The 21,406-nt window shown below is 69.6% G+C and carries 19 protein-coding genes and 1 tRNA gene; 8 read left to right on the top strand and 12 right to left on the bottom strand.

The genetic code is table 11. The annotated features are described in order from the left end of the window. Positions 1–212 precede the first annotated feature (212 nt). The 4 genes from AB0B72_RS34405 to AB0B72_RS34390 form a co-directional block, all read right to left on the bottom strand. Positions 213–1,262 (bottom strand): glycosyltransferase, encoded by a 1,050-nt coding sequence (locus AB0B72_RS34405; RefSeq protein WP_367743581.1) that lies wholly within the window; start codon positions 1,260–1,262, stop codon positions 213–215. A gap of 114 nt (positions 1,263–1,376) precedes the next feature. Continuing rightward, on the bottom strand, positions 1,377–2,306 hold the full coding sequence (locus AB0B72_RS34400; protein WP_367743580.1) for an anti-sigma factor RsbA family regulatory protein: 930 nt from the start codon (positions 2,304–2,306) through the stop codon (positions 1,377–1,379). Further along, complete coding sequence (locus tag AB0B72_RS34395) at positions 2,303–3,097, bottom strand: MEDS domain-containing protein (protein ID WP_367743579.1); 795 nt, start codon at positions 3,095–3,097, stop codon at positions 2,303–2,305. Before AB0B72_RS34395 ends, AB0B72_RS34400 begins: the two co-directional genes overlap by 4 nt. A gap of 106 nt (positions 3,098–3,203) precedes the next feature. Next, positions 3,204–5,012, bottom strand: a complete 1,809-nt coding sequence (locus AB0B72_RS34390; protein WP_367743576.1) for a SpoIIE family protein phosphatase — start codon at positions 5,010–5,012, stop codon at positions 3,204–3,206. Between the two features lie 96 nt (positions 5,013–5,108). Between AB0B72_RS34390 and AB0B72_RS34385 the strand changes: the two genes are divergently transcribed. After that, a complete protein-coding gene (locus tag AB0B72_RS34385) occupies positions 5,109–5,816 on the top strand; it encodes an ANTAR domain-containing protein (RefSeq protein WP_367743575.1) in 708 nt (235 codons plus the stop codon). Between the two features lie 63 nt (positions 5,817–5,879). Here AB0B72_RS34385 and AB0B72_RS34380 read toward each other — a convergent pair whose 3' ends face one another. Beyond that, positions 5,880–6,236 (bottom strand): STAS domain-containing protein, encoded by a 357-nt coding sequence (locus tag AB0B72_RS34380; protein WP_367743574.1) that lies wholly within the window; start codon positions 6,234–6,236, stop codon positions 5,880–5,882. A gap of 208 nt (positions 6,237–6,444) precedes the next feature. Between AB0B72_RS34380 and AB0B72_RS34375 the strand changes: the two genes are divergently transcribed. The 3 genes from AB0B72_RS34375 (at position 6,445) to AB0B72_RS34365 (ending at position 9,058) form a co-directional block, all read left to right on the top strand. Next, positions 6,445–7,203, top strand: a complete 759-nt coding sequence (locus AB0B72_RS34375) for a SigB/SigF/SigG family RNA polymerase sigma factor (RefSeq protein ID WP_367743573.1) — start codon at positions 6,445–6,447, stop codon at positions 7,201–7,203. Between the two features lie 120 nt (positions 7,204–7,323). After that, positions 7,324–7,737, top strand: a complete 414-nt coding sequence (locus AB0B72_RS34370) for an ATP-binding protein (RefSeq protein WP_367743572.1) — start codon at positions 7,324–7,326, stop codon at positions 7,735–7,737. A gap of 19 nt (positions 7,738–7,756) precedes the next feature. Further along, entirely contained in the window at positions 7,757–9,058 is a 1,302-nt protein-coding gene (locus AB0B72_RS34365; protein WP_367743570.1) for an NAD(P)/FAD-dependent oxidoreductase, read from the top strand. Positions 9,059–9,202: 144 nt separating this feature from the next. On the opposite strand, the gene AB0B72_RS34360 is transcribed toward AB0B72_RS34365, so the two are convergent. The 4 genes from AB0B72_RS34360 to AB0B72_RS34345 all read right to left on the bottom strand — a co-directional run bounded on the left by AB0B72_RS34360 (position 9,203) and on the right by AB0B72_RS34345 (position 11,742). Next, the gene (locus AB0B72_RS34360) at positions 9,203–9,622 is read right to left on the bottom strand and encodes a CBS domain-containing protein (protein WP_367743567.1); all 420 of its coding nucleotides are present in this window, start codon (positions 9,620–9,622) and stop codon (positions 9,203–9,205) included. A 134-nt stretch (positions 9,623–9,756) separates the two neighbouring features. After that, positions 9,757–9,942 (bottom strand): hypothetical protein, encoded by a 186-nt coding sequence (locus AB0B72_RS34355; protein ID WP_367743565.1) that lies wholly within the window; start codon positions 9,940–9,942, stop codon positions 9,757–9,759. Positions 9,943–9,949: 7 nt separating this feature from the next. Further along, positions 9,950–10,999 (bottom strand): hypothetical protein, encoded by a 1,050-nt coding sequence (locus tag AB0B72_RS34350; protein ID WP_367743563.1) that lies wholly within the window; start codon positions 10,997–10,999, stop codon positions 9,950–9,952. Continuing rightward, positions 10,996–11,742, bottom strand: a complete 747-nt coding sequence (locus tag AB0B72_RS34345) for a hypothetical protein (protein WP_367743561.1) — start codon at positions 11,740–11,742, stop codon at positions 10,996–10,998. Before AB0B72_RS34345 ends, AB0B72_RS34350 begins: the two co-directional genes overlap by 4 nt. A 118-nt stretch (positions 11,743–11,860) precedes the next feature. Here AB0B72_RS34345 and AB0B72_RS34340 point away from each other — a divergent pair, with 118 nt between their 5' ends. Beyond that, positions 11,861–12,223 (top strand): DUF6458 family protein, encoded by a 363-nt coding sequence (locus AB0B72_RS34340; protein WP_367743560.1) that lies wholly within the window; start codon positions 11,861–11,863, stop codon positions 12,221–12,223. A 195-nt stretch (positions 12,224–12,418) separates the two neighbouring features. Here the strand turns inward: AB0B72_RS34340 and AB0B72_RS34335 are convergent, their stop codons facing one another. The 3 genes from AB0B72_RS34335 to AB0B72_RS34325 all read right to left on the bottom strand — a co-directional run bounded on the left by AB0B72_RS34335 (position 12,419) and on the right by AB0B72_RS34325 (position 13,717). Then, positions 12,419–12,643, bottom strand: coding sequence for a hypothetical protein (locus AB0B72_RS34335; RefSeq protein WP_367743559.1), 225 nt, complete (start codon positions 12,641–12,643; stop codon positions 12,419–12,421). A gap of 287 nt (positions 12,644–12,930) precedes the next feature. Beyond that, the gene (locus AB0B72_RS34330) at positions 12,931–13,191 is read right to left on the bottom strand and encodes an RNA polymerase sigma factor (RefSeq protein ID WP_367743558.1); all 261 of its coding nucleotides are present in this window, start codon (positions 13,189–13,191) and stop codon (positions 12,931–12,933) included. A gap of 82 nt (positions 13,192–13,273) precedes the next feature. After that, on the bottom strand, positions 13,274–13,717 hold the full coding sequence (locus AB0B72_RS34325) for a hypothetical protein (protein ID WP_367743557.1): 444 nt from the start codon (positions 13,715–13,717) through the stop codon (positions 13,274–13,276). Between the two features lie 95 nt (positions 13,718–13,812). On the opposite strand from AB0B72_RS34325, the gene AB0B72_RS34320 reads away from it, so the two are divergent. The 3 genes from AB0B72_RS34320 (at position 13,813) to AB0B72_RS34310 (ending at position 21,258) form a co-directional block, all read left to right on the top strand. Beyond that, positions 13,813–13,886: transfer RNA gene (locus AB0B72_RS34320), tRNA-Pro, on the top strand. A 417-nt stretch (positions 13,887–14,303) separates the two neighbouring features. Then, positions 14,304–20,519, top strand: coding sequence for a hypothetical protein (locus AB0B72_RS34315; protein WP_367743556.1), 6,216 nt, complete (start codon positions 14,304–14,306; stop codon positions 20,517–20,519). Next, the gene (locus AB0B72_RS34310; RefSeq protein ID WP_367743555.1) at positions 20,428–21,258 is read left to right on the top strand and encodes a hypothetical protein; all 831 of its coding nucleotides are present in this window, start codon (positions 20,428–20,430) and stop codon (positions 21,256–21,258) included. The genes AB0B72_RS34315 and AB0B72_RS34310 overlap by 92 nt, the downstream gene beginning before the upstream one ends. Positions 21,259–21,406 lie beyond the last annotated feature (148 nt).

The following is a 21,406-nucleotide window of genomic DNA, read 5'->3' as shown; positions in this document are numbered from 1 at the left end:
GCTTTTTAAAAATTTTTCCCTTACACGCGGATCTTCTTTTATACTCCCCCGCGTCGTTTAAAACTTTCGTGTCGCCCCCCCTCGCCCCGGCGGGGGCGGCGGCGATCACCATCGCCGCCGCCACGGCTAAACCAGGTCCATGAAGCGACATGGACGCATCTAATCACAGCATTTCACTTCAATAACGGGATTGCGGCGATATCGCAATCCGATCAGGCGCAAGTGCTCTCGTAGACGCGCAGGAGCTCGGCGCTGATCCGCTCGACCGAGTAACGGGAGCGGGCGCGGTCGGCCGCGGCGTATCCGATGGCCGTGCGGAGGGTCGCGTCGCCGAGCAGCCGCCGGATGCGGGCGGCGATCTCCAGCGGCCGGTCGGGCCTGGCGAGGAAGCCGGTCACGCCGTCCACCACGGAGTCGAGGTGGGCGCCGGAGGCCGAGGCGATGACGGGGATGCCGCAGGCCATCGCCTCCAGCGCCGCCGTGCCGGTGGGAACGGTGGGAGGCAGCGACAGCACGAGGTCGACGCTGCGCATCAGCTTGGGCATCGCGGTGTGGGGGACCAGGCCGAGCAGCTCGACCCGGTCGGCGACGCCGCGCTCCCCGGCGAGGATGCGCAGCCGCTCGATGCTCGGGTCGTCGCCGCCCGCGATCACGAGCTCGGCGTCCGGGACGGCGCGCAGGGCGTTCACCGCGCTCGCCGCTCCGAGGTGCCCGACGTGGAGGATCCGGGGCCGGTCGCCGCGGGGGAACGCCGGGCCCTGACGCCGGAAGCGCTCGATGTCCACGCCGTGGGGGACGACGGAGATGTTCCTGCGGGGCACGCCCATCCGGATCAGCTCGTCCTCCTCGTCCGCGGAGGTGGCGATCACGGCCCTGGCCCTGCGGCCGATGGCGCACTCCAGGCGGCGCACCGGGGCGGGGGTGCGGCTGTCGTAGTGGCCGTGGAAGGTCTGGGTGACCGGCACGTTCAGGCCCTCGGACCCGGCGATGGCGGCCAGGCCGCTCGACCAGGAGTGGGCGTGGATGATGTCGGGACGGTGCCGCCTCCACCGGTCGCGAAGGCCGGCGCTGAAGTCGGAGATGTAGGGAAGCAGGTCGCTCTCGGAAAGCTCCACGTCCGGCCCGGCGGGGACGTGCTCGACGCCGGCGCCCTTGACCTTGGACCGCGTGTAGACGGTCACCCGGTGGCCGCGAGCCAGCTCGCGGGCGATGGCGGGAGTGTCAGGCGTGAGTTCGTGGGCAGAGACGATGGCGATATCCATGGCACACCTCAAGACAGGAAAGGCGCTTGAAGAGGTGTGCCTGCGTCCTAGGCACGATCAGATGAGACGTGTTTACCTTACTCGGAGTCCCGCTAAACGCCTAATCGCCAAAATTCATGCGCTCTCCTGGAGTCGCCACGTCGCCGTCTGGAGCCTGACCGTGCAGGATCCGCCGCCTGTCCGGATGTCCACGTGGTCGCAGATCTGGCGGGCCACCCACAGGCCGTCCTCGGGCCGTTCTTCCAGGCCGGGAGGGGTGAAGCCGGCCAGCGGGCCGGCGGCGATCTCCCGGTCGGCCCGCAGGTCGCACACGAGCGCGCCGAACGTCTCCCACATCCGCGCGGTGAGGGGGGTCTCCAGGTAGCGGCTCGCCTCGTGAGCCGCCAGGGCCAGCATCGTGACCCTCTCCCCGGTGAGCCCGCTTCGGCCCGCCTGGCCGGTGACGAAGCGCCGCACGCTCTGCAGGTCGCCGAGGGAGGCGCTCACCGCCGTCGCCGGCGCCTCCGGCAGCGGCGCCGCGTCGCACTCGCCGATGAACGTCACGGGGTCGGCGTACGCGGGGGAGGCGCTGATCCGCCTGCCGTCGGAGCTGAGCGAGGGGTGCGTCCGCATCGCGTCGGCCACGATCCCGGGGCCGGCCGTCCGCGTGTCGTAGGGGCAGATCATCCAGATGCCGGTGCCCTCCAGGATCAGGTTGAGGCCCGACTCCATCCGCTTCCAGGCCAGCACGTCTCGGGGCGACCGGCCGGCCCAGACCGGCTCGGCGAGGATCCGCACCCGCTCGTGCCCGGCGTTGCGCTGCCAGTAGCGCAGGAAGCCGGTGGCGCGCAGGGCCGTCCTGCGGCCGAAGTAGGCGCTCTCCGCGTAGTCCACGCGCCCGGCCTCGTCGCCGAGGGCCTCGCCGAGAAGCGTCAGGTTGCCGGACGTGGTGGTGACCAGGACCGGCTCGCCGCGTTCCAGGCCGTCGCGGACGAACGTCACCGCCATCGCGAGGAACTCCGCGTCCGAGCCGTACAGGGCCGCCTGATGGATCATCCGGGTCATGGGCCGTCGCTCCCACGCAGTCGCAGCCCGGGGGCGCCGTCCCAGCCGATCAGCTTGAACAACTGGTGCACGTGCTTAGGGACCTGTGCCAGGACCAGCGACCGGCCTGAGCCGAGGGACTGCGCGGTGTCGACGAGCGCCCGCATGCCGGACAGGTCGATGAAGGACACCCCGGACAGGTCGACGTGGACGTCGCCGCGGCACCGCCGGCCGGCCGCCGTGAGCGCCTCGGCGAGCGGGTCCAGCGAGTTCGCGTCCACTTCGCCCTCCACACGCAGTCCGGGCGGGTCGCCGGTGCGGTGGATCCGGAGGAAGGCGCCGGCGAACTCCAGGTCGGTGTCCGCCTCTTGGTGTATCCGTTGGATTTCGGCCAAAACAACGGGGTCGAAAAGTCTCCGGTCGTACTGGCAGACGCCCATCGCCATCCCGGAGTCGTACAGGCTGTGCACCTTGGTCTCGAAGGCCACCAGCCGCTCGGTGCCCTCCCGCACCCCCCAGCTCATCTCCGCGGTGACGCGCAGCGCGCGGTAGCCCTCGGCCCGCGCGAGCCGGGCGGTGCGGGCGAGCTCCCCGATCAGGCTGTCGGGGTCGTTGGTGGTGAGGGGGCGCACGTCGAGCCGGCCGTCGGCGGCGAACTCGTCCGGCCGCACGCCCCAGGCGCGCAGCAGGCCGGTGACCACGGCGGGATGGGTGACGTCGGTGAGATACAGCACCTTGTCGCCTTGGGCCAGCCCGTCGGCGATGAACGGGGCGAGGACCGGTTCGAGATCGGCCTCGTCGGAGTACGCCACGGACCGATGGTCTCCTGGCTGCATTCTCACGCTCTCAAGTGCATCATCCGAGGGAGCGTGACGGCAAATTGCACCGTGCCTGCCTGGGGTTTCCCGCCGGTGCCGGTCAGCGCGCCCGCCTCAGGGCCAGCACCGTCATCTCGTCGAAGGCGTGGGTCCCGGTGAACGCCCGGTGGTCCTCCTCGATGGCCTTGACGACCACGCCGGGCGGCTGGCCGACGCACCGGGTGAGGACCTCCGTGAGCCGTCCCTCGCCGTAGGTCTCCCCGGCGGCGCTCTGCGACCCGATGAGGCCGTCGGAGTACAGCACCACGGTCTCGCCGGCCGACAGCGAGATCTCCTCGGTGGCCGGCACCGCCCCCTCCTCGAAGCCGAGGGGGACGCCTCCGCCGTCGGTGAAGCGGACCCCGCCGCCCGGCTGGAGAAGCGCCGCCGGGTGGTGGCCGGCGGAGGCCAGCCGCGCCTTCCGGCCCCGTACGAAGCCGGCGGCGGCCATCACGAACATGCCGGTGCTCTGGGCGACGAGCGCGTCGTTGACCTTGCGCAGCGCCTGCCCGGGGTCGTCCTCCCACACGCTCAGCACCCGCAGCCCGTTGCGCACCATCGCGGTGACCGAGGCGGCCTCCTCGCCGCGTCCCGCCGCGCTGCCGATGACGAAGCCCCAGCCGTTCTTCACGGGGAACACGTCGTAGAACTCGCCGCCGATGGCCCGCAGCCCGGAGCCGGGGTGGTAGCTCGCCGCGATCTCGAAGCCGGGCACGTCGGGGAGGTGGCGGGGCAGCACGCCGGTCTGCAGGGTGTCGGCCGCGTGCGACCTGCGCTGGAAGCCGCGCTGCGCCTGCATGGCGAGGCCGAGGTGCAGCCCGATCTCCTCCAGCAGGCCGAGGTCGGCCAGGCCGAACGGCGGCCGGTCGCGCAGCCGTACCAGCGTCAGCACGCCCCGGATCTCGTCGTCGGTGCGGATCGGCACGCTGAGCAGCGACCCGGCGCGCATGGCCTGCAGGACGCCGCCGCCGAGCAGCGAGTCGTCGGTGAGCATCTCGTGCACGATGCCGCTCTGCGTGGTGAGGACCTGGCCGACGACGGGCGAGGCGGCGGGCCCGGTCTCCTCGACGTCCCGCTGGAGCCGGCCGATCGGCTGGTCGCTGGGGGCGATCACGGTGGTCCGCTGGAGGGAGCCGTCCCGGAGCACATCCGCGATCACCCAGTCGGCCGTCTCCGCGCCGAGCAGGCGCGCGGCGCGCAGGAGGGCGACCGGCTCGCGCAGGCTCTCCTCGTCCAGCAGCAGCCGGGTGAGCCGGGACAGCAGCTCGTGCCGCCGTGCCGCAGCCATGATCGCCGTCTCGTCCGTGTCGTCCGCCGCGCCGGTCCGGCCGCTCAGCTGGACCTCGGTCGGCAGCGCGACCGCGGCGATCATCTCCTGGGGCTCGCCGGGCATCCGCAGCCTGCTGAGGACCAGCCGTACGGTGTGGGCGCGGCCCTGGTGGGCCAGCCGGGCCTGGAAGGCGGCGCTGTCCTCCTCGCCGTGCAGGAGCGAGGTGAAGTGGGAGCGGAAAGCGGCGCGGCTCGCCACGTCGACGAGCAGGGGGAACGCGCGGCCGATGAGGTAGCCGGCGGGGCTGCCCAGCAGGCGGGACGTCTCGTTGTTGATCCGGCGCACCGTGCCGCCGGTGTCCATGATGATCACCGGTACCGGCAGCGCGCGGAAGACCTGGCGCAGCAGCTTCTGCTCCCGCTGGTTGCCGCCGTCCTTGCGCCTGCGGCCCCGGGCGAGCTCGGCCAGCGTGGTGCGGATCAGCTCCTCGGCGGCGTTCAGCTCGCGCAGCGCCGCGTCCGGGCGGGGATCGTCCCGTAGGGTGGCGATACGGTCGGCGAGCTCGCTCAACGCGCGCTCGAGCTCGGCGATGTCGGGCAACCTGCCCCCCTTTCTCGACGTAGACGCTACGCCAAAGACTGGTCTAATCGAGCCAGCCTGGATTAACCCGGAAACTATGGGAATGGTCTTTCTACCATGGAGACAACGTCCATCCTCGTACGTGACCTCGCGGCGCTCGGCCGTGTGACGGAGGACGCCTCATTCGAGAGCGTCCTGCGGGGTCTCACCGAGGCGATCGCGCACGGGGTCACCGGCTGCGCCGGCGGCACCGCCGAGCTGTGGATGGAGGAGCGCGTCCTGCTCGCGGCGTCCCACAGCGAGCTCACCGCGCTCATCGACCGCGAGCGCGACCTGCGCGAGGGGCCCTCGCGGGAGGCGTTGAGCACCGGAAGGCAGGTGGTCGTCGCCGACGTCATGCGCGACCCCCGATGGCCCCGCTACGCGGCCACCGCCGTGCGGCACGGCGTCCGCTCGGTGCTGGTGCTCCCCATCCAGGTGGAGGGCGCCATCGTGATCGTCGGCCTGTACGGCGTGCGCCCCGGCGTGTTCACCGCCGGCGACTCCCTGATGGCGCTCCTGCGCGAGCAGGTCACGGTGGCGCTGGCGAACATCTGGGAGTACGACGACGTGCTCACCGGCGCGGCGCAGATGCAGGAGGCGCTCGCCGGCCGGTCGGTGATCGACCAGGCCAAGGGCATCATCATGTCCCAGAGCGGCTGCTCGGCCGAGGAGGCGTTCGCCGAGCTCAGGAGGGTGTCCCAGCACCATCAGGTCAAGGTCGCCGACCTGGCCAAGCTGCTGGTCACCGAGCACCAGCAGAAGCACGGCGGGGCCAAGCCCTGAGCACCCGCCGTACCGGCCGGGCGCTCCGGAGCCTGGGCTGAACCTTTGCCTGGGCTGAACCTTTCAGGCGGCGAAGGCCGCGAGCGCGTCGTCGAGCGTGTCGAACAGCGGGAGCCGCTGCGACAGCCCGGTCACCCACATCACCTTCGAGTTGGGGTACTGCACGGCGACCAGGGCGAAGTTGCCGCCGGCCGTGGTGGATCGCTGCCAGTGGTGGACGATCAGGCCCAGAGCACGGGAGTCCATGAACGAGACCTTGCCCAGGTCCAGGATCATGTCCGGGCCGTGGTCGTCCGCCTCGGCGTCCAGGTAGTCGGAGAACTGGTCTCGAGTGGTGGCGTCGAGGACGCCGTTTATATGGATCACGACGATGTCCCCCGCCATGCTGGACGATAGGGACAGCAGCCCGTTGTTAGACACCTCGCGCCTCCTCTGCGGCAACATTACTGGTGCCGAAGGGGTGGTGATACTCACGGTTTTGCGGCAATATACTGAACCAGAGGTCCAGCAGAGGGCCTCGTCTCGATACTGTAGCGAGGCGCGCCTTCTGCTTGGACGATCCCGGCAACGGCGTGGCCCTCGCAAGAAATACGAGGGGACAGCGCAGATGGCTGCCGAGGTCCGAGTAGTGACCGCCAGCAATCCCACCGCCGAGGAGCTCCTGGACGAGCTGGCCCAGGACGGGCTCTCGCAGGACCGGCGGGAACGCCTCCGTGAGATGATCGTCGAGATGCACCGCCCCATGGCGAGGGACATCGCCCGGCGGTACCTGAACCGGGGCGAGCCGATGGAGGACCTCCTTCAGGCCGCCTACGTGGGCCTGATGAAGGCGATCAACGGCTACGACGCCAGTCTCGGCCACAGCTTCCGCGGCTACGCGATGGTGACCATGACGGGCGAGGTCAAGCGGCACTTCCGCGACCGCACCTGGGCCGTCCGGGTGCCACGCCTCTACCAGGAGCGGCGCGCCGAGCTCAACCGGCACGTGGCCGACATGACGCAGGAGCTCGGCCGGTTCCCCACCGTCGCCGAGCTCGCCAAGAAGATGGGCATCTCCGAGGAGGACATGCTCCTCACCATGGACGCCTCCGCGGCGTACAGCACGCTCTCCCTGGACGCCCCGATCGGGGCCGACGACGACGCCGCCGCGCTCGGCGACGTGATCCCCGAGGAGGACGACGCGCTGGACCTGCTGGTGGACCGGGAGGCCCTGCGGCCGCTCATCGACCTCCTCCCCGAGCGGGAGAAGAACATCCTGCTGCTGCGCTTCTACGGCAACATGACGCAGGCAGAGATCGCCGCGGAGTTCGACATCTCCCAGATGCACGTCTCCCGCATCCTCCGCAAAACCCTCGACCAGCTCCGCGCGGAGCTCGTCGCCGGATGAGGGGGTGCGACGATGCCCGGGATGCCGCCTTCGAGCCGGCGGCGTCCCGGGGGTATCTTCGTCCCTGCCACCGCCCATAAGGCGGAAGTCGAGCGAGATCGGTCGGGAGGCGTGTACCGGGTGAAAGATGACGGCGTCCCCGCGCACGTCGCCAGGTTGGCCAGGGAGCGGACCTTCTCCTTAGCCGACCTGCCCGACGTGCGGGAGTTCGCCGCCGCCGAGGCCGGCCGCAGGGGGATGACGCAGGAGGCGGTCGGCGACTTCCTGGTGGCGCTCAACGAGGTCGCGACGAACGCCGTCACCCACGGCTCGACGAAGGCACGACTGCGGATATGGCTCGACGAGGTCCAGCTCGTGGTGGCCGTGCACGACGACGGCGACACCTGGCGGCCGGAGGGCTCGCCGGGCCACGCGCCGCCGGCGGAGAACGCCACCAGCGGCATGGGGCTGTGGGTGGCCCGCCTGCTGAGCCACGACCTCCAGGTGACAACCGGGGCAAGCGGGACAGTCGTCACGATGCGTTTCCTGGTGTAGGTCCGGGTAAGGACCCACCATGGCTGTCCCACGGATCTTGATAGTCGGCGGCGGGTACGTCGGCATGTACACAGCACTCCGCCTGCAGCACAGGCTCCGCCGTGGCGAGGCGCGCATCACGGTCGCGGACCTCGACTCCTACATGACCTATCAGCCGTTCCTGCCGGAGGCGGCCGCGGGCAGCATCGAGCCCAGACACGTCGTCGTCCCCCTCCGCAGGGTCCTGCCGTCCTGCCGGATCCTGAGCGGCCGGATCACGTCCGTGCGGCTGGCCGACCGCAAGGCCGAGTTCACCCCGCACGAGGGGCCGGACCTCACCATCGACTACGACTACGTGGTGCTGGCCCCCGGGTCGATCTCCCGGCTGCTGCCGATCCCCGGCCTCGCCGAGCACGGCATCGGGTTCAAGAACGTGGAGGAGGCCATCCACCTGCGCAACCACGTCCTCGGGCAGCTCGAAGTCGCCGCGTCGACGCCGGACGAGCAGGTCCGCCGGCGCGCGCTGACCTTCGTCTTCGTCGGCGGGGGGTACGCCGGGGTGGAGGCCCTGGCGGAGCTGGAGGACATGGCGCGCGACGCCTGCAGGTTCTTCAGGGGCCTGCGCCGGGAGGACATGCGCTGGATCCTCGTGGAGGCCACCGACCGCATCCTCCCCGAGGTCGGGCCGGACATGGGCCGCTGGACCGCCGAGCAGCTGCGGGCGAGGGGCATCGACATCCGGACCGGCACCCTGCTGAAGTCGGCCGAGCGCTCCCACATCGTGCTCGACGACGGCGACGAGTTCGACGCCGACACGCTCGTGTGGACCGCCGGCGTGAAGCCCAACCCGCTCGTCACGGCCGGCGACCTGCCGCTCGACGAGCGCGGCCGGATCAAGGCCGACGCGTTCCTGCGGGTGCGCGGCAGCAGCTTCGCCTTCGCCGCCGGCGACTCCGCCGCGGTGCCCGACCTCACGCGCCCCGGCCAGATGTGCGCCCCCAACGCCCAGCACGCCGTACGGCAGGCCCGGCAGCTCGCCGACAACCTGGTCGCCGCCATCCGGGGCGAGCGGCAGCGGCCGTACCGGCACAAGTACGCCGGGTCGGTGGCGAGCCTGGGGCTGTACAAGGGCGTGGCGCAGATCTACGGCCGGGAGCTGCGCGGCTTCCCTGCGTGGTTCATGCACCGTACGTACCACCTGACGCGGATGCCGACCTTCAACAAGAAGACGCGCATCCTGATGGACTGGACGCTCGGGCTGCTGTTCCCCAGGGAGATCGTCTCGCTGGGCGCCATCCAGCATCCGCGTGAGGAGTTCACCATGGCCGCCAAGAGTCGCTGAACGGCCCGGCCCGCGCATGGATCGGCCTGTGGCCTGACATAAGGGTGCCGCGTGACCAAGGCCCGGGGGTCACGCGGCACGATCGTGGCGGCTGGTGCTCCGGATGCTCAGCCGTTCTGTGGACGCTGGTGGTCGGGGGGACGCTCAGCTGTTCGGCGGCGCCACGGTGATGTCGGACAGCGCCGACGCGGGGTCGCGTTCGATGGCCAGGTCGCCCAGTGTCACGATGCCGACGGGCCGTCCGCCGACGACCACCGGCACCCGGCGCACCGCCTTCTCCCGCATCATCCGGATCACCTCGTCGGCGTCCTGGTCGGGGTCCGCCGTGATCACGTCGGACGTGCACAGCGTGGCCAGCGGCGTGGCGCTGACGTCCCGCGCCTCCGCGACCGCCCGCACGACGATGTCGCGGTCGGTCACCAGGCCGGTGAGCCGGTCGCCCCTGACGACGAGCACGTCGCCGATCCCCTGGTCGCGCATGAGCTTCGCGGCCTTGACGACCGTGGCCTCCTCCGGCAGGGTCACCGGATCCGGGCTCATGACATCGCGCACTTTCTGTGGCATCGCAGTCTCCTCCGGTGGCGCCGCCGATGCTCGCGACGCCGCGGCGGTCGTGGTGCGGTGGTCGTGGGTGGTGCGGGCCGGCGGGTTGATCCGGGCTCGAGGGGCTCGGATCAACCCGCCGGCGCTCAGCGGTGTCAGCGGCGGACGCGGCCGCCGCGCCGCCAGGAGCTCACGCTGGCCGTGCCGATGCCGGCCTGGTGCAGGGCCAGCAGGCACAGGCCGAGGGCGATCAGCGCGGTCAGGCTGATCCCGATGCTGGCGTTGAGGAGATCGAGGAGGAAGGCGATTCCGAAGACGATGGCAGCGGCGATGGCGAGCATGTGACTCTCACTTTCCGGTCAGGTGAAGGAGGAGCGCGTGGTACTCGCGAAGGGCGAGCCGTAGCGCCTCGGTGTCGTAGGTGTCGTTGTTCTTCCACTGGTCCTGCAGCGCCTTGCGGCGCGTGGTGAAGGCGTTGAGAGCCTCCTCCACCAGGCCGTCGGCCTGCTCGACGGACTGGCGCGGGTCGTCGACGAACGCCGCCTTGACCTCGTGCCACCGCCGTTCCAGGTCGATGCCCGGGTCCATGTCCGGCACGGCGTCGGGCGCCGCGCCGGGCGCGGACTGGCCGTCCCGGACGACGCCGGACGCCGTGTCGGTGCCGGTGTCGGTGCCGGTGTCGGTGCCGGTGTTGACGAGGCCGGCGGGCACGGGATAGACGTCGTCCGCGGTGGTGCCGGTCAGGGGCCGGTCGCCGGCCACGCCCACGTCGCGAGTGGTGGTCGCGTCGTCAGAGGTGACGTCATCGGGTACCACGTCGTCCGTGGTCGTGGTGTCCGTGACCGCGTTGCCCGTGGTCGTGGTGTCCGTGACCGCGTTGTCGTCCATGGTCGCGTCTGTGGCCGGGCGGCGCTCGACGAACTCGTCGAGGTCCCGATCGTGGGCGCGTCCATCGTGGGCGATGAGGATGTCGCCTGGGCGGTCGTCGCGGCGCGGAAGCCCGGCGTCGTCGGCGTCAACCGGGCTCCGATCCTCGTCGGCGTCGCTCAGACCCCGGTCGCCGGTGCCGAACCTGTCCCGTTCGTCTGCCTCGTCTGCCTCGTCGATCTCGTCGGCGTCGCGGGCATTCCGGTCGCCGGTGCCGCTCGCGACCCGGTCGTCGGAGGTCGCGGGAGGGACGAGCCGGATGTCGGCCGGCGCTGCTCCGCTTCCGGCCGCCGCCCCCTCTGCCGCCTGCTCCGCCGCACGGCCGCCGCGGGTGTCGCCGGTGCCCGTGTCCTCGACCGAGCCGGTCGTGTCGCTGGTGTCGACGGGGCCGGTGGCACCGGGAGCGGTCGCGGTGGGGGAGTAGACGGGGCCGGGGCCCTCGTGCTCGTCGCGTCGGGTGGTCTCGCTCACCGGTCCGTCTCCTTAACCTGGGCGGCGTCCGTACGGGCGCCGGAGCGTGTGTCGGCGCCGGTCACGGTGTCCGTCGTCGTGCCCCTCGTGTCTGTCGTGGTGTCCGCGGTGTCGCTGGTGTCAGTGATGTCAGTGGTGTCCGCGGTGTCACCGATGTCGGTCGTGCGGTCCGCGGCTTCGGTGGCGTGCCGGCCGTTGACCCGGGCGTCGGCGGTCTCGCCGAGCAGCTCCTGGAACAGCGCGCGGTAGTGGACCATCGCCTGGCGGAGCTCCTCGGTGGTGGCGTCCTGCCGGGCGGCGCGGCTGCTGATCTCGTGAGCCTTCCGGTAGTGGTCGAGAGTGGCGGCGTGGGCGACGGACAGGTCGCTCAGGCGCTGCTCGAACTCGTCCGTGGGGTAGCCGCGCTCAGCCATCACGGAGGTGACCAGGGCGTCGGCCTCGGTGACCGCGAAGCCGGGAGCGTCCACGAACCGCTCCTGCACATCGGTCCACTTCCTGGCGTACGTCTCGCGGGTCTCCGGGGCGAGCGGGCGGATGTCGAGCTGAGCGTGGCGCTCCTCGCGGGCGAGCAGCTCCTGCTCGGCCTCCTTGCGGCTCTCGCTCTCCCGCACGGTCCTGTCGTACTCGGGCCCGAAACGGTTCTGCAGATGACGTCGGCGGTTCGCGGCCGACACGAAGTAGGCGACCGCCAAAACCGCCAGCACTGCGACTATGACGACGGCCACCCATGCTACGGCGTTCATACGTGCCTCCAGGGGTGAGTGCGTTGTTCATTCGCACTGCCCTGGAAACCACCCTTCACGCATTGCGTAAGCAGCGGATTTGCGGGTAAGTGGCGCTTCACCAGCAGAGGAGGTAGCAATGGGCTTCGGAGCCGGTCTCGCCTTCATCGGCATCGGTGCGGTTCTCGCTTTCGCCGTGAAGTGGGACATTCCCGGAATCGACTTGCAGATGATCGGCTGGATCCTCATGATCATCGGTCTCGCCGGAACGTTGCTCACCGGCCTTTACACCCGCCGGCCGAAGGCCGAGGACAGCGTGGAGGTCCTGGAGCCGAACATGTACACGGTGGACCCGGCCGCCGAGCCGCACGTCCACGTGCACGAGACCGAGTCGCACGCGGTCGTTCACCCCGGCGAGCGCCACGTACACGTGCAGGACGAGACGAAGCGGATCACTCAGGAGCCCGTCGGCCGGGAGCCCGTCGCCCGGGACGAGCTGTAAGGCTCTCCCGGGGCGAGATCGAGACGAACCCGGGGGCGCCCGAGCGTGGGAGCGGCGCACGGGCGCCGCTTCATCGAGCCGCCGGTGGTCCGTCCTAGCCGGCGACGAGCCGTACGTCGCGGGCCTCCACCGCTCCGGGGCCGCGGAGCGTGACGCCGGACAGCAGGAAGACGGCGTCACGCGGCACGTCGGCCGTCACCTCAAGGGTCCGCCGGACGCCGGTGGGGCGGTGTGCTGGTGATCCTCGGGGCTCTGCGACCTGTACGAATCGACGATCCGCAGGTAGAAGCCGGCGTCCCAGGTGCCGCGCACCTCAGCGGACAGCCGTACCCGGCCGCCCTGGTGGGCCCCGGCGAGGATCGCCTGTCGCAGATCGGCGTGTCCCAGCGGCTCCCCGGCCGCCGACCGCAGCCACGCCACCCGGTCGCCGCCGCACGCGTAGTCCCTCGGCCGGCCGTACGCCGAGGCGGGTGAGTTCGCCAGCGGCCCGCAGGCGCAGCTCGGCGGCGTCGGTGAGGTGGACCGCTTCGAGCGTGGCGCCGGTCGCGGTCATGACCGCGGGCCGCCAGCCCCGCGACCCTGCCCACCATCGGCTGGGGCGGTAGCACGCGTTCGCCCCGCTCGTCGACGAGGACCACCAGCATGCGGGGCGCGGCGGGCACGATCATGGTGATGCGGGCAGGGACCATGGCGGGTCTCCTCGGGCGTCATGGGAAGTCGTCAGCGAGCCGCCCCGGAGCTGGTGGCGTCCGCGATGCAAGCGCAGCTTGACGGCGGAGGGAGACATGCCGAGCGACGCGGCCACACCTCCGACTCAGGTTGAGCGGGATGCCGTACAGCCGGCTGCGGAAGCGCTCACCGTCCTTGAGGCGGCCGAGCGATGTCCACGCCTGCAGGAACCCCTCCTGCGCCAGGTCCTCCGCCGAGCCGGCGTCGCGGGCCAGATGCAGGGCGAGCGAGCGGGCCATCCGCCGGTCCTGCGGACCAGTTCGTGGAACGCGGACGCGTAGCCGGCCCTGGCACGGGTGACGAGCTCGCCGTCTGAGGGACTCACATCTGTGTAGTGCCGCCGGGCGGGCTTCCGGTTACGTCCTGAGCCTCCGCGAGCACCCGGGCGATGTGTGACGGGCCGGCGGCGGGGATCTCCCGGAAGCCGTGCTCGGGGTCGTAGTCGACGTCGAGCCCGCCGTCGACCAGGCGGGTCGCCCAGCGGACGGCGGTGTTCAGCTTGTCGGTGGAAACCGCGCGGCCCTGGGCGGCGGCGGACAGGTTGCGGAGGTTGGTGGCCGGGCCGCTCTGGGCGTGCTCGCGGTTGAGCTTCCATGGGAGGGCGCGGCTGTGGTCCGTCATGGGCTTGGACAGCCCGGCCGCCCGTTTTGCCTGGAGGACGCCGGACTCGGTGACGCCGAAATGCTCCGCCAGCCGGGCGTTGGACCACCCTTCGGTGGCCAGCCGGCGGAGCTCGTCCTGGTCGATGCGCGGCTTCCTTCCCATGATCAAAGGGTAGGCCGGGGGAGTGCTTACGTGTACGCACGGGCCCGGAAACTGCGCTAAGGTTGGTGAAGCCGCCCGGGGGAAACGCCGGGCGCCGGGACGTAGCGCAGCTTGGTAGCGCACTTGACTGGGGGTCAAGGGGTCGCAGGTTCAAATCCTGTCGTCCCGACACTGTTTACGCAGGTCGGAGCCGTGATCACGAAGAATGTGATCACGGCTTTCGTGTTCTTGTTGCTCATTTGTTGCTCGGACGAGACGTCAGTTGCCGACAGCGGGGTGCCTGCCATTGCCGCAGGTTGCCGTGTGTTCCGGCCTTCGCATGGCCCGATACGCCGAGGGTGTTCAAACGAAGTGGCCACAGGCAGGCGTACGTGATCTACAGCGTAAAGGCCATGAGTTACTCAAACCATCCACGACCAGCCGAACCGATCGGCCGCCGTTCGACAGCGTCCTGCGTTACGCCAACGGGACTAGGCTGGGTTCAGCCAAGTGATCATCCTTGGTCGCCCGACAGGACAGCAGGAGAAGTAGGGTTTTGGGAGCGCCAGAGTCGAACGCGGGTGACGATTTCCACTTCTGGTGGTCCGTGACTGGCGTGCTGGAACTGATAGAGCCCGGCACGGATAAGACAGTCGTCGTCATCGAAGGTCTGAGCCGGGTCGATGATCCAGACGAGGGCTACGAGGCGGTGGATGTCGCCGAGTATTTCGGCGGAGACACTCTCGAGGCTGCCTCTGCTGTGCATCTGTCCCAGCTCAAGTACAGCACCAAGCATCCGGGGACGGCGTGGACCGTCAGCCGCTTGTGCAAGAAACGGACCAAAAGCGCGGCCAACGGCAGCTCGCCCTCGACAAGGTCCGTCATCGCGGACCTCGCGGGCGTCTATTCGAAGCTGCTCAAAAAGCTCGATCGAAGCGAAATCCAACGCAAGGTACGCATCCATCTTGTCGGAAACCAGCCTGGCGACCCGCTGGTGCAGGAGGCCGTCGCCGCAGCTGCACACTGGGCGGGCTCTCGACGTCCCGGAGAGGGTCGCGCTGCACTGCTCAAGGCCCTGACAGACCCGCAGCACGCCGACGTGGTCGAAAGGCTGTCCGCTGCTGTCGGACAGGTGGTCACCAGTGAACAGTTTTGTGACTTTCTGGTGGTTCTCGACCTGTCACGGACGGGCTCGCTCGGCCGGGCCGCGCTGGCGCGCGGCGTCCGTGCCCGAGCGGCGAGCCTCACACCGGGACGAGACGACGACTCAGCCCTGCGGCTGTTTGAACTGGTCCGCCGCGAGGCTCTTCCTGAGTCTCCGCGGCGAGGCATCCGCGCCGAGGATGTCCTGGCCGCGCTTGGCCTCGCCGATCCGCTAGATCTGTATCCGGCGCCCGCCCGGCTGGCCCCGCTGGGTGACCCGCTGCCGTCACCGGGCGCACGCGCGATCGTGGAGACGCTGCTCGCGCATCCGGACGCGATCATCGTGGCGCACGGTCCGGCGGGCGCGGGGAGGACGACCGCAATCCGGCAACTCGGTGACCACCTGCCATCGGGGTCGGTGGTTACCCTGTTCGACTGTTACGGCGGCGGTGAGTACCTCAGTTCCGGCGAGGAGCGCCACACACCGCAACGGTTCATCACCCAGACGATCAACGACTTGGCCCGGCAGTGCGGGAGCCCCTTCCTCGTCCGCCCACCGGCGACCGACGAGGACCTGTGGCGTCGGCTAGGCCGCGCGCTGCAAGACGCTGTCACAGCACTCGACCCGGGCGCTGTCCTCGTCCTAGCGGTGGACGCGGCGGACAACGCGGCTTTCGCAGCGCACAAGAGAGGCGACCGCGGATTCCTGGCCGGGCTCGCGGGGCTGCCGCTGCCGTCGCGCGCCACGGTTCTGCTCACGGCACGAAGCCACCGGGTCGAGTCATTGGATGCCTCCGGCGCACCTCAGGTGGAACTGGCACCATTCGACCAGACGACATCGACTGCGCACCTGCGGCGTTACCGGCCAGACGCCTCACCTGCGGACGTGGCCGCGTTTCATCAACGGACGGACGGGAACCCCCGGGCCCAGTACTACGCGCTGGACCTGGCCGAGAAAAACAAGTGGGAGATGCCAGCCCTCCTGGATGCCTGCGCCCGCACCCCCGAGCCCTTGTTCCAGATGCTGCTTGAGCCGGCGTTGCAGGTGAGCGGTGCCGACGCGGGCGGGCGGCGATGGCTCGGGACTATGCTCGCGCTCAGCCGTCCGATAAGCATCACCACTCTGGCTGCCGCGCTCAGTGTGAATCCGACGGCTGTCGTCGCGTTCGCACACGGGCTTGCTCCCGGTGTCACCTTGGTGGATGGGGCGATCCAGTTTCGCGACGAGGACTTCGAGACGTATGTGCGGGATCGCGTAGAGCCTACAGAGGTGATCGCGGCCCACGATCGGCTCGCGGAGATGTTCCTGACCACCCGGGTCAGCGACGCGGACGCGGCAGCGCATGTCACCGATCACCTCGTTGAGGCGGGCCGGCTGGACGACGTGCTGACACTCGTGCTGAGTGAGGACTGGCCGGAGGCGATTCCCGATGGGTTCCGGCGCGCTCAGGTGCAGGGCCGACGGCTCGACCTGGCTGCACGCGCCGCCGCAACGACCGGCAGTGCCGCTGCCGCGGTTCGTGTGGCAGTCCGCGGATGCGACACCGCTTCCCGGCTCGACACACTGTCGTCCCTGGTCAAATCCCACTTCGACCTGGTCGCACGGCACACCGACATCGACGTCCTGTCCCGGCACGCACGGCCTCTGACCTTCGACGATGAGTGGCATGCGCCCACGCAGATGCGTGTGGCTGCGGTGTTGGCCCGTGACCCGGCCCGGCATGCCGATGCGCGTGCCGAACTGAATCGCGCCGATGCGTGGCTCCGCCGACGGAAGGCCGAGGGGGCGGAGAAAGCCCACGGCTGGAGCCTGCATACGCATGACGTGGCGTCTGCTGCCGAAGCCCGATACAGGCTTGACGGGATGGAAGCGGCCGTTCGCGAACTATTGAGGTGGAAGTCCGCGAAGGCCATGCCCGACATAGCGGCGGCACTAGCCGCAGAGATCGCCGCCGAGGTCGGGCCGGGACCGGTCCGGGACGCCCTGCGTGCGCAAAATGTCCCATCCGCGACACAGGCACCTTTCCTGGCGTATGCCACCTCGCCCGCGGTTGCTCCCGACCGGGACTGGCTCGACGAGGTGATCGCCGCAGTTCTCGCCGAAGATCCAGGGACCGCGAAACCCTGGCATGATCAACTGATCGCCATCGCCGCGCGACACGGCGACCGGCAGGCGGCTGCAGCGCTTGCCGAGCACTGGGCCCGCCCGCTGCCTCCTCACCGCTGGGCTTTCAATAACGGCAATGAGGCTGGTGTCACCACCCTCCGCTGCCATGCGATCGCCGCCGTACTCGGCGGATCCGAGATCACCGTCGACGACGTGGTCCCACCGTCCCTGCAGCCGGAAGACAAGGACACCAGGAAGCAGACATTTGACGATTCCCGAGCTCATGACCGGCGCGAGTGGGCCGAGTTGGTTCAACCCCTGTTAGCGGCAGCCCTGCTTGCCACCCGCTGTGCCATTGGTGAGGCGGACCGCGATGAGGTCACCGGGTTCGTTGTCGCCGGGCTCGCCGAACGTACCGAGAAGGCCGGGCATCGTTGGTTCACCTTCGACACCTCCTACCGTGCATGGGCGGCGATCGTCGCCGATGCGATCGTCGATGCTGCCGCTGACCTCAGTCTGATCGGTCGATTGGTCAACGCGGCCCCTGCGCTACTGGGGAGCGCCGCGCCTGCACTGTGGCTGGACCTGGCGGCTCGCGTCGCTGCTCGCGGCGGACACACCGGTCTGGCCATCGACCTGTGCGGGCGGGCTGCAGAGTATGTGCAGGCGGGCACGTACCCGGCGGCGGAGCGGCTGGAGTTGCTTGCCGATGCCGCCGACCTCGCCGACGAGTTCGCGCCCGAGCTGGGCAGACAGCTGTTCCACCAGGCGGTCGATGCGGCGATCGGAATCAACGATGATGCCGCCCGCCTGCTGTCGGTGTACGCCGACCTCGCCGACCGTGCCGTGATCAGTGCCGCCGAGCGTCCAGCGGTCGCCGCCCGGCTCGTCCGTGCAGCGGAGAACGTCGCGTTACACGTCTCCGATGGTGGGGTCGTCCCGTACGAGGTCGTCGCCGGGGCCGCGGGTCGCCTCAGCGCCGGGGTAGCGCTGGGGGCCGTGAGCCGGTGGGACGACGAGAGACGAGTTCGGCTGTCCGCGACGCTGCCCCGGGCCCTGGTCGGGGCCGTTAAGGCAGGCGGAATCCCGGGTGTCCAAGCGCTAGGGCTCGCCCACCTCGTCGAGGACGACAACGCCCGCCTGCAGTACCGCTTGGCCATCATCGACGAAATGAGGAAGGACGCGTCGGGTACCGCTGACGCCCGGGTCATGCTGAAGCGCACCGCTGCCTGGATCCGCCGTGACGTACCCGCCCGTGCCCAGCCCGCCTTGGCCACCCAGCTCCTTGATTGGGCCGCAGAACGCGGTCTCAACGAGCCCATCAGATCCAACCTGGAGCCGGTCGCACGGCTGGGCTTCGACGACTGTGACACGGACGAGCGACGGTCCGGCCTGGACCTATCGGCGAACGAACAACTTCTCTCGGTCAATTCGTCCGGCTCCAGCGTGACCACACTCGCCGAAGGTGTTGAGGAGCTCGCCAAGACGGGCGTGTACGGCGAGCGAATGCGCGAGTACATCACCAGGGTGGCATTGTCCGTCAGCCCCCAGGACCGGGTGGCGATGCTCGCGGCGGTGGCCAGCCTGTGCCACCTGGCCAACGTCCAGACCGTCCTCCCGGTGCTGGCTCACTGCCTCACGCGATGGCGTCACTGGTCCGGCGTCAAGGAGTGGGCCGACGCCGCGCTCCCGACGCTGCTGACCGGGCATCTGCGAGACATCGCCTGGTCGCAAAACACCGACCTGCTGGTCGAGCAGCTCCGTAAGTTCGCCGATGACGACGCCATCCGGCGCGCTGTCCTCACCGCACTCCCCGATGCACGACCTCACCTGACTCCGTTCGGCTGGCAGAACATCGCCGCGCTCCTCGGCTGGCTGTGTGATCGTGACGACGCCGCCGAGGCCGTGATCGCCCTGCTCGACGACCGCCTCCCCACAACCGGAGACGATGAAGCCGCCGCGGCAACCGTCCCAGCCGAACCGGTGACCCTTCTGCTGTGGAGCGCCTTCGGTCATCCACGCCGGGCGATCCGCTGGCGTGCCGCCCACGCCGTGCGCGACCTCCTGACGCACGCCGCCCCCGCCGATGCCCGCCAGTTCGCCGGCAAGCTCGTCGCCTGCCTGGACCGCACGGACGCCGGGCCGTTCCGGGATCCGGCGCTGCTCTTCTACCGCATGTCAGCCGCTGCCGGACTACTGGTCGCCCTGCAGCGCGTTGCCGCTGAACGCCCCAGCGTGCTCACCGCCTACCTGTCCGACTTGATTCAGCATGCGACTAGCCGCGAATTTCCGCACGTCCAAATCCGCGAACTCGCCCGTCAGGCAGCCCTCGCGCTCGCCGATCCCACCGGCCCTGACACCGACCTGCTCCGGGCAGCGAACCAGCCTGCCACCTGCTCCATCCACCGCACAGACGGCAACAGAAGCGAGAACCGCGGGCTGCCCAACGGGCGTCGCTACCGGTTCGATGACATCGACACCATCCCCTACTGGTACACGCCGCTCGCTCACGCGTTCAACCGGCCGATCCAGGACATCGCCGACCGCGCTGAGCGCTGGATTGTCGATAAGTGGGGACTAACCGAAGACGACTGGTGGCGCGACGACCGCGAACTACGCGACCAAAATTCCTACCTGCGGATGTCGCACCGCAACGGATCGATTCCCCCCGAGGAGAACCTGCGCCTGTACCTGGAATACCACGCCATGATGGTCGTCGCGGGCGAACTCGTCGATGCCGGCCTGCCGATCCACATCCCTCCTTACGACGACGCGGAAGATCCGTGGTGGGATTGGCTAGTCCCGCACCTCCCCAGCAGCGTCAACACCTGGATCTCCGATCTCCGCCACCCGGTGCCGGCCGAACCCGGCCTATTCGGTCACCTGCCGCCGCTCGATGACTGGGACACCCCCGCGGACAAGGACTACGATGACGCGCTCGGCCTCGTCGACGGGCGTGTCCCCGACAGAATCGTCGTCGCCGGCCACACTCATGTGAACCGGTCCGGCGCCTACAGCAAGACTTGTATCTGGTCGGCGCTCGTCGCCCCTGAACGCGCCGCCGACCTGCAGCGGGCGCTCGCCGCAGCGCCCAATCCAGCCGACTGGAAGCTCCCGCAAGAAGACGAGGACGAATTCGAGGTCGACCACGGCCCGTTCGTCCTGCGGGGCTGGCTCGCTTACCCCCGCAGCGACCGCGACCGACTGGACGAGCACGACCCGTACGCCTACAACCTGCACGCGCAATGTCCTCTGCCCGGTCGCCTGTTCCGTCAGACGACCGACGCAGCCCTCAACCCGCAGGGGAGCGCTCTTCGCCTTGGCGACGACACCGAGATCGCACGCACCATCCAATGGGCCGATCGCCGGACCGACGACACCAACGCCGCCACCTCCTCCGGCTACCGCCTCCATGTCGCGACAGAGCCGCTGCTGCGATTCCTCTCCAAGACCGGAATGACCCTCATCGTGGAGGTCCGAATTGGACGACACCGGAATTCCGCCAACGACTACCGGCTCCCCCGAAGCCGCGTCTACCTCATCACCCCTGACGGCCACATCACTAGCCGATGAGGACCCCGTCGTCCGCTTTGGCGAGCAAATCCTTGAAGACCTCGGCGAAGCTCGAACTAACAACACTCTCACCCGATGGCTCGCTCACCACACCGCTGGACTCATCCACGCCGCCGACCAGGCCAAGGCGGCCGGTGAATCGGACGCACCCGCTCGGGCCGCCGACGCTCGCACGGCGATCCTCCAACTATGGGACCACCGCTCGTCCTGGCCTTCGGGATGGCCTCCGCCTCGCGCCCTAAGGCTCGTCGAACTCCTCAACGACGTTCCCGACCTCGACGCTCCCCGCTGGCAGCGAGGCACCATCCTCGAACGACTCCAGAATCTCCACCACCGCGTCCTGGCCGCGCTGCTCGACCTAGTAATCGTCGGCGAGGAGAACCTTGAGAAGGGCTGGCTCGCCGCATTCGGCGAAAAGCTCACTCCGGACGAGGTCACAATGCTGACCCGCGCCGCAACGGCCGAACAACGCCTCGACCGTCTTCTCGACCGTCTCGGCGTCGGGATGGCGCAGCAGATCCGACAACCCGTTATCTCCACCGGAGAGGCGACCGATGCCCGCGATGCAGATGTGGCCGATGCCGAACCTACCCTGCGCGACCCGCTCGCTGTCCTTGCCAATGACTACCGTCAGGCCATCTTGGACCTCTGCTCTCGTGTTAACGACAGCGACGATCACGCGGAGGTGAGCACCGACAGCGAACCCGGCGGAACTGCGCGCCGTGTACTCCAGCCGTAGAGCTCACCGTGGACGATCCGTCGCCGTTGCCGGAGCCGGGCAGGATCGCGACACGTGCAGGGTTGCCGTGTGTTCCGGCCTTCGCGTGGCTCGGGACGCCGAGGGTGTACAAGCGAAATGTGCTGGACAGGCGCAAGCGATCTACGTA

The sequence above is a fragment of the Microbispora sp. NPDC049125 genome, assembly GCF_040802045.1.
Lineage (GTDB): Bacteria > Actinomycetota > Actinomycetes > Streptosporangiales > Streptosporangiaceae > Microbispora.
Note: the sequence above shows the minus strand (reverse complement) of the source record. Positions and strands in the feature narration are given on the sequence as shown.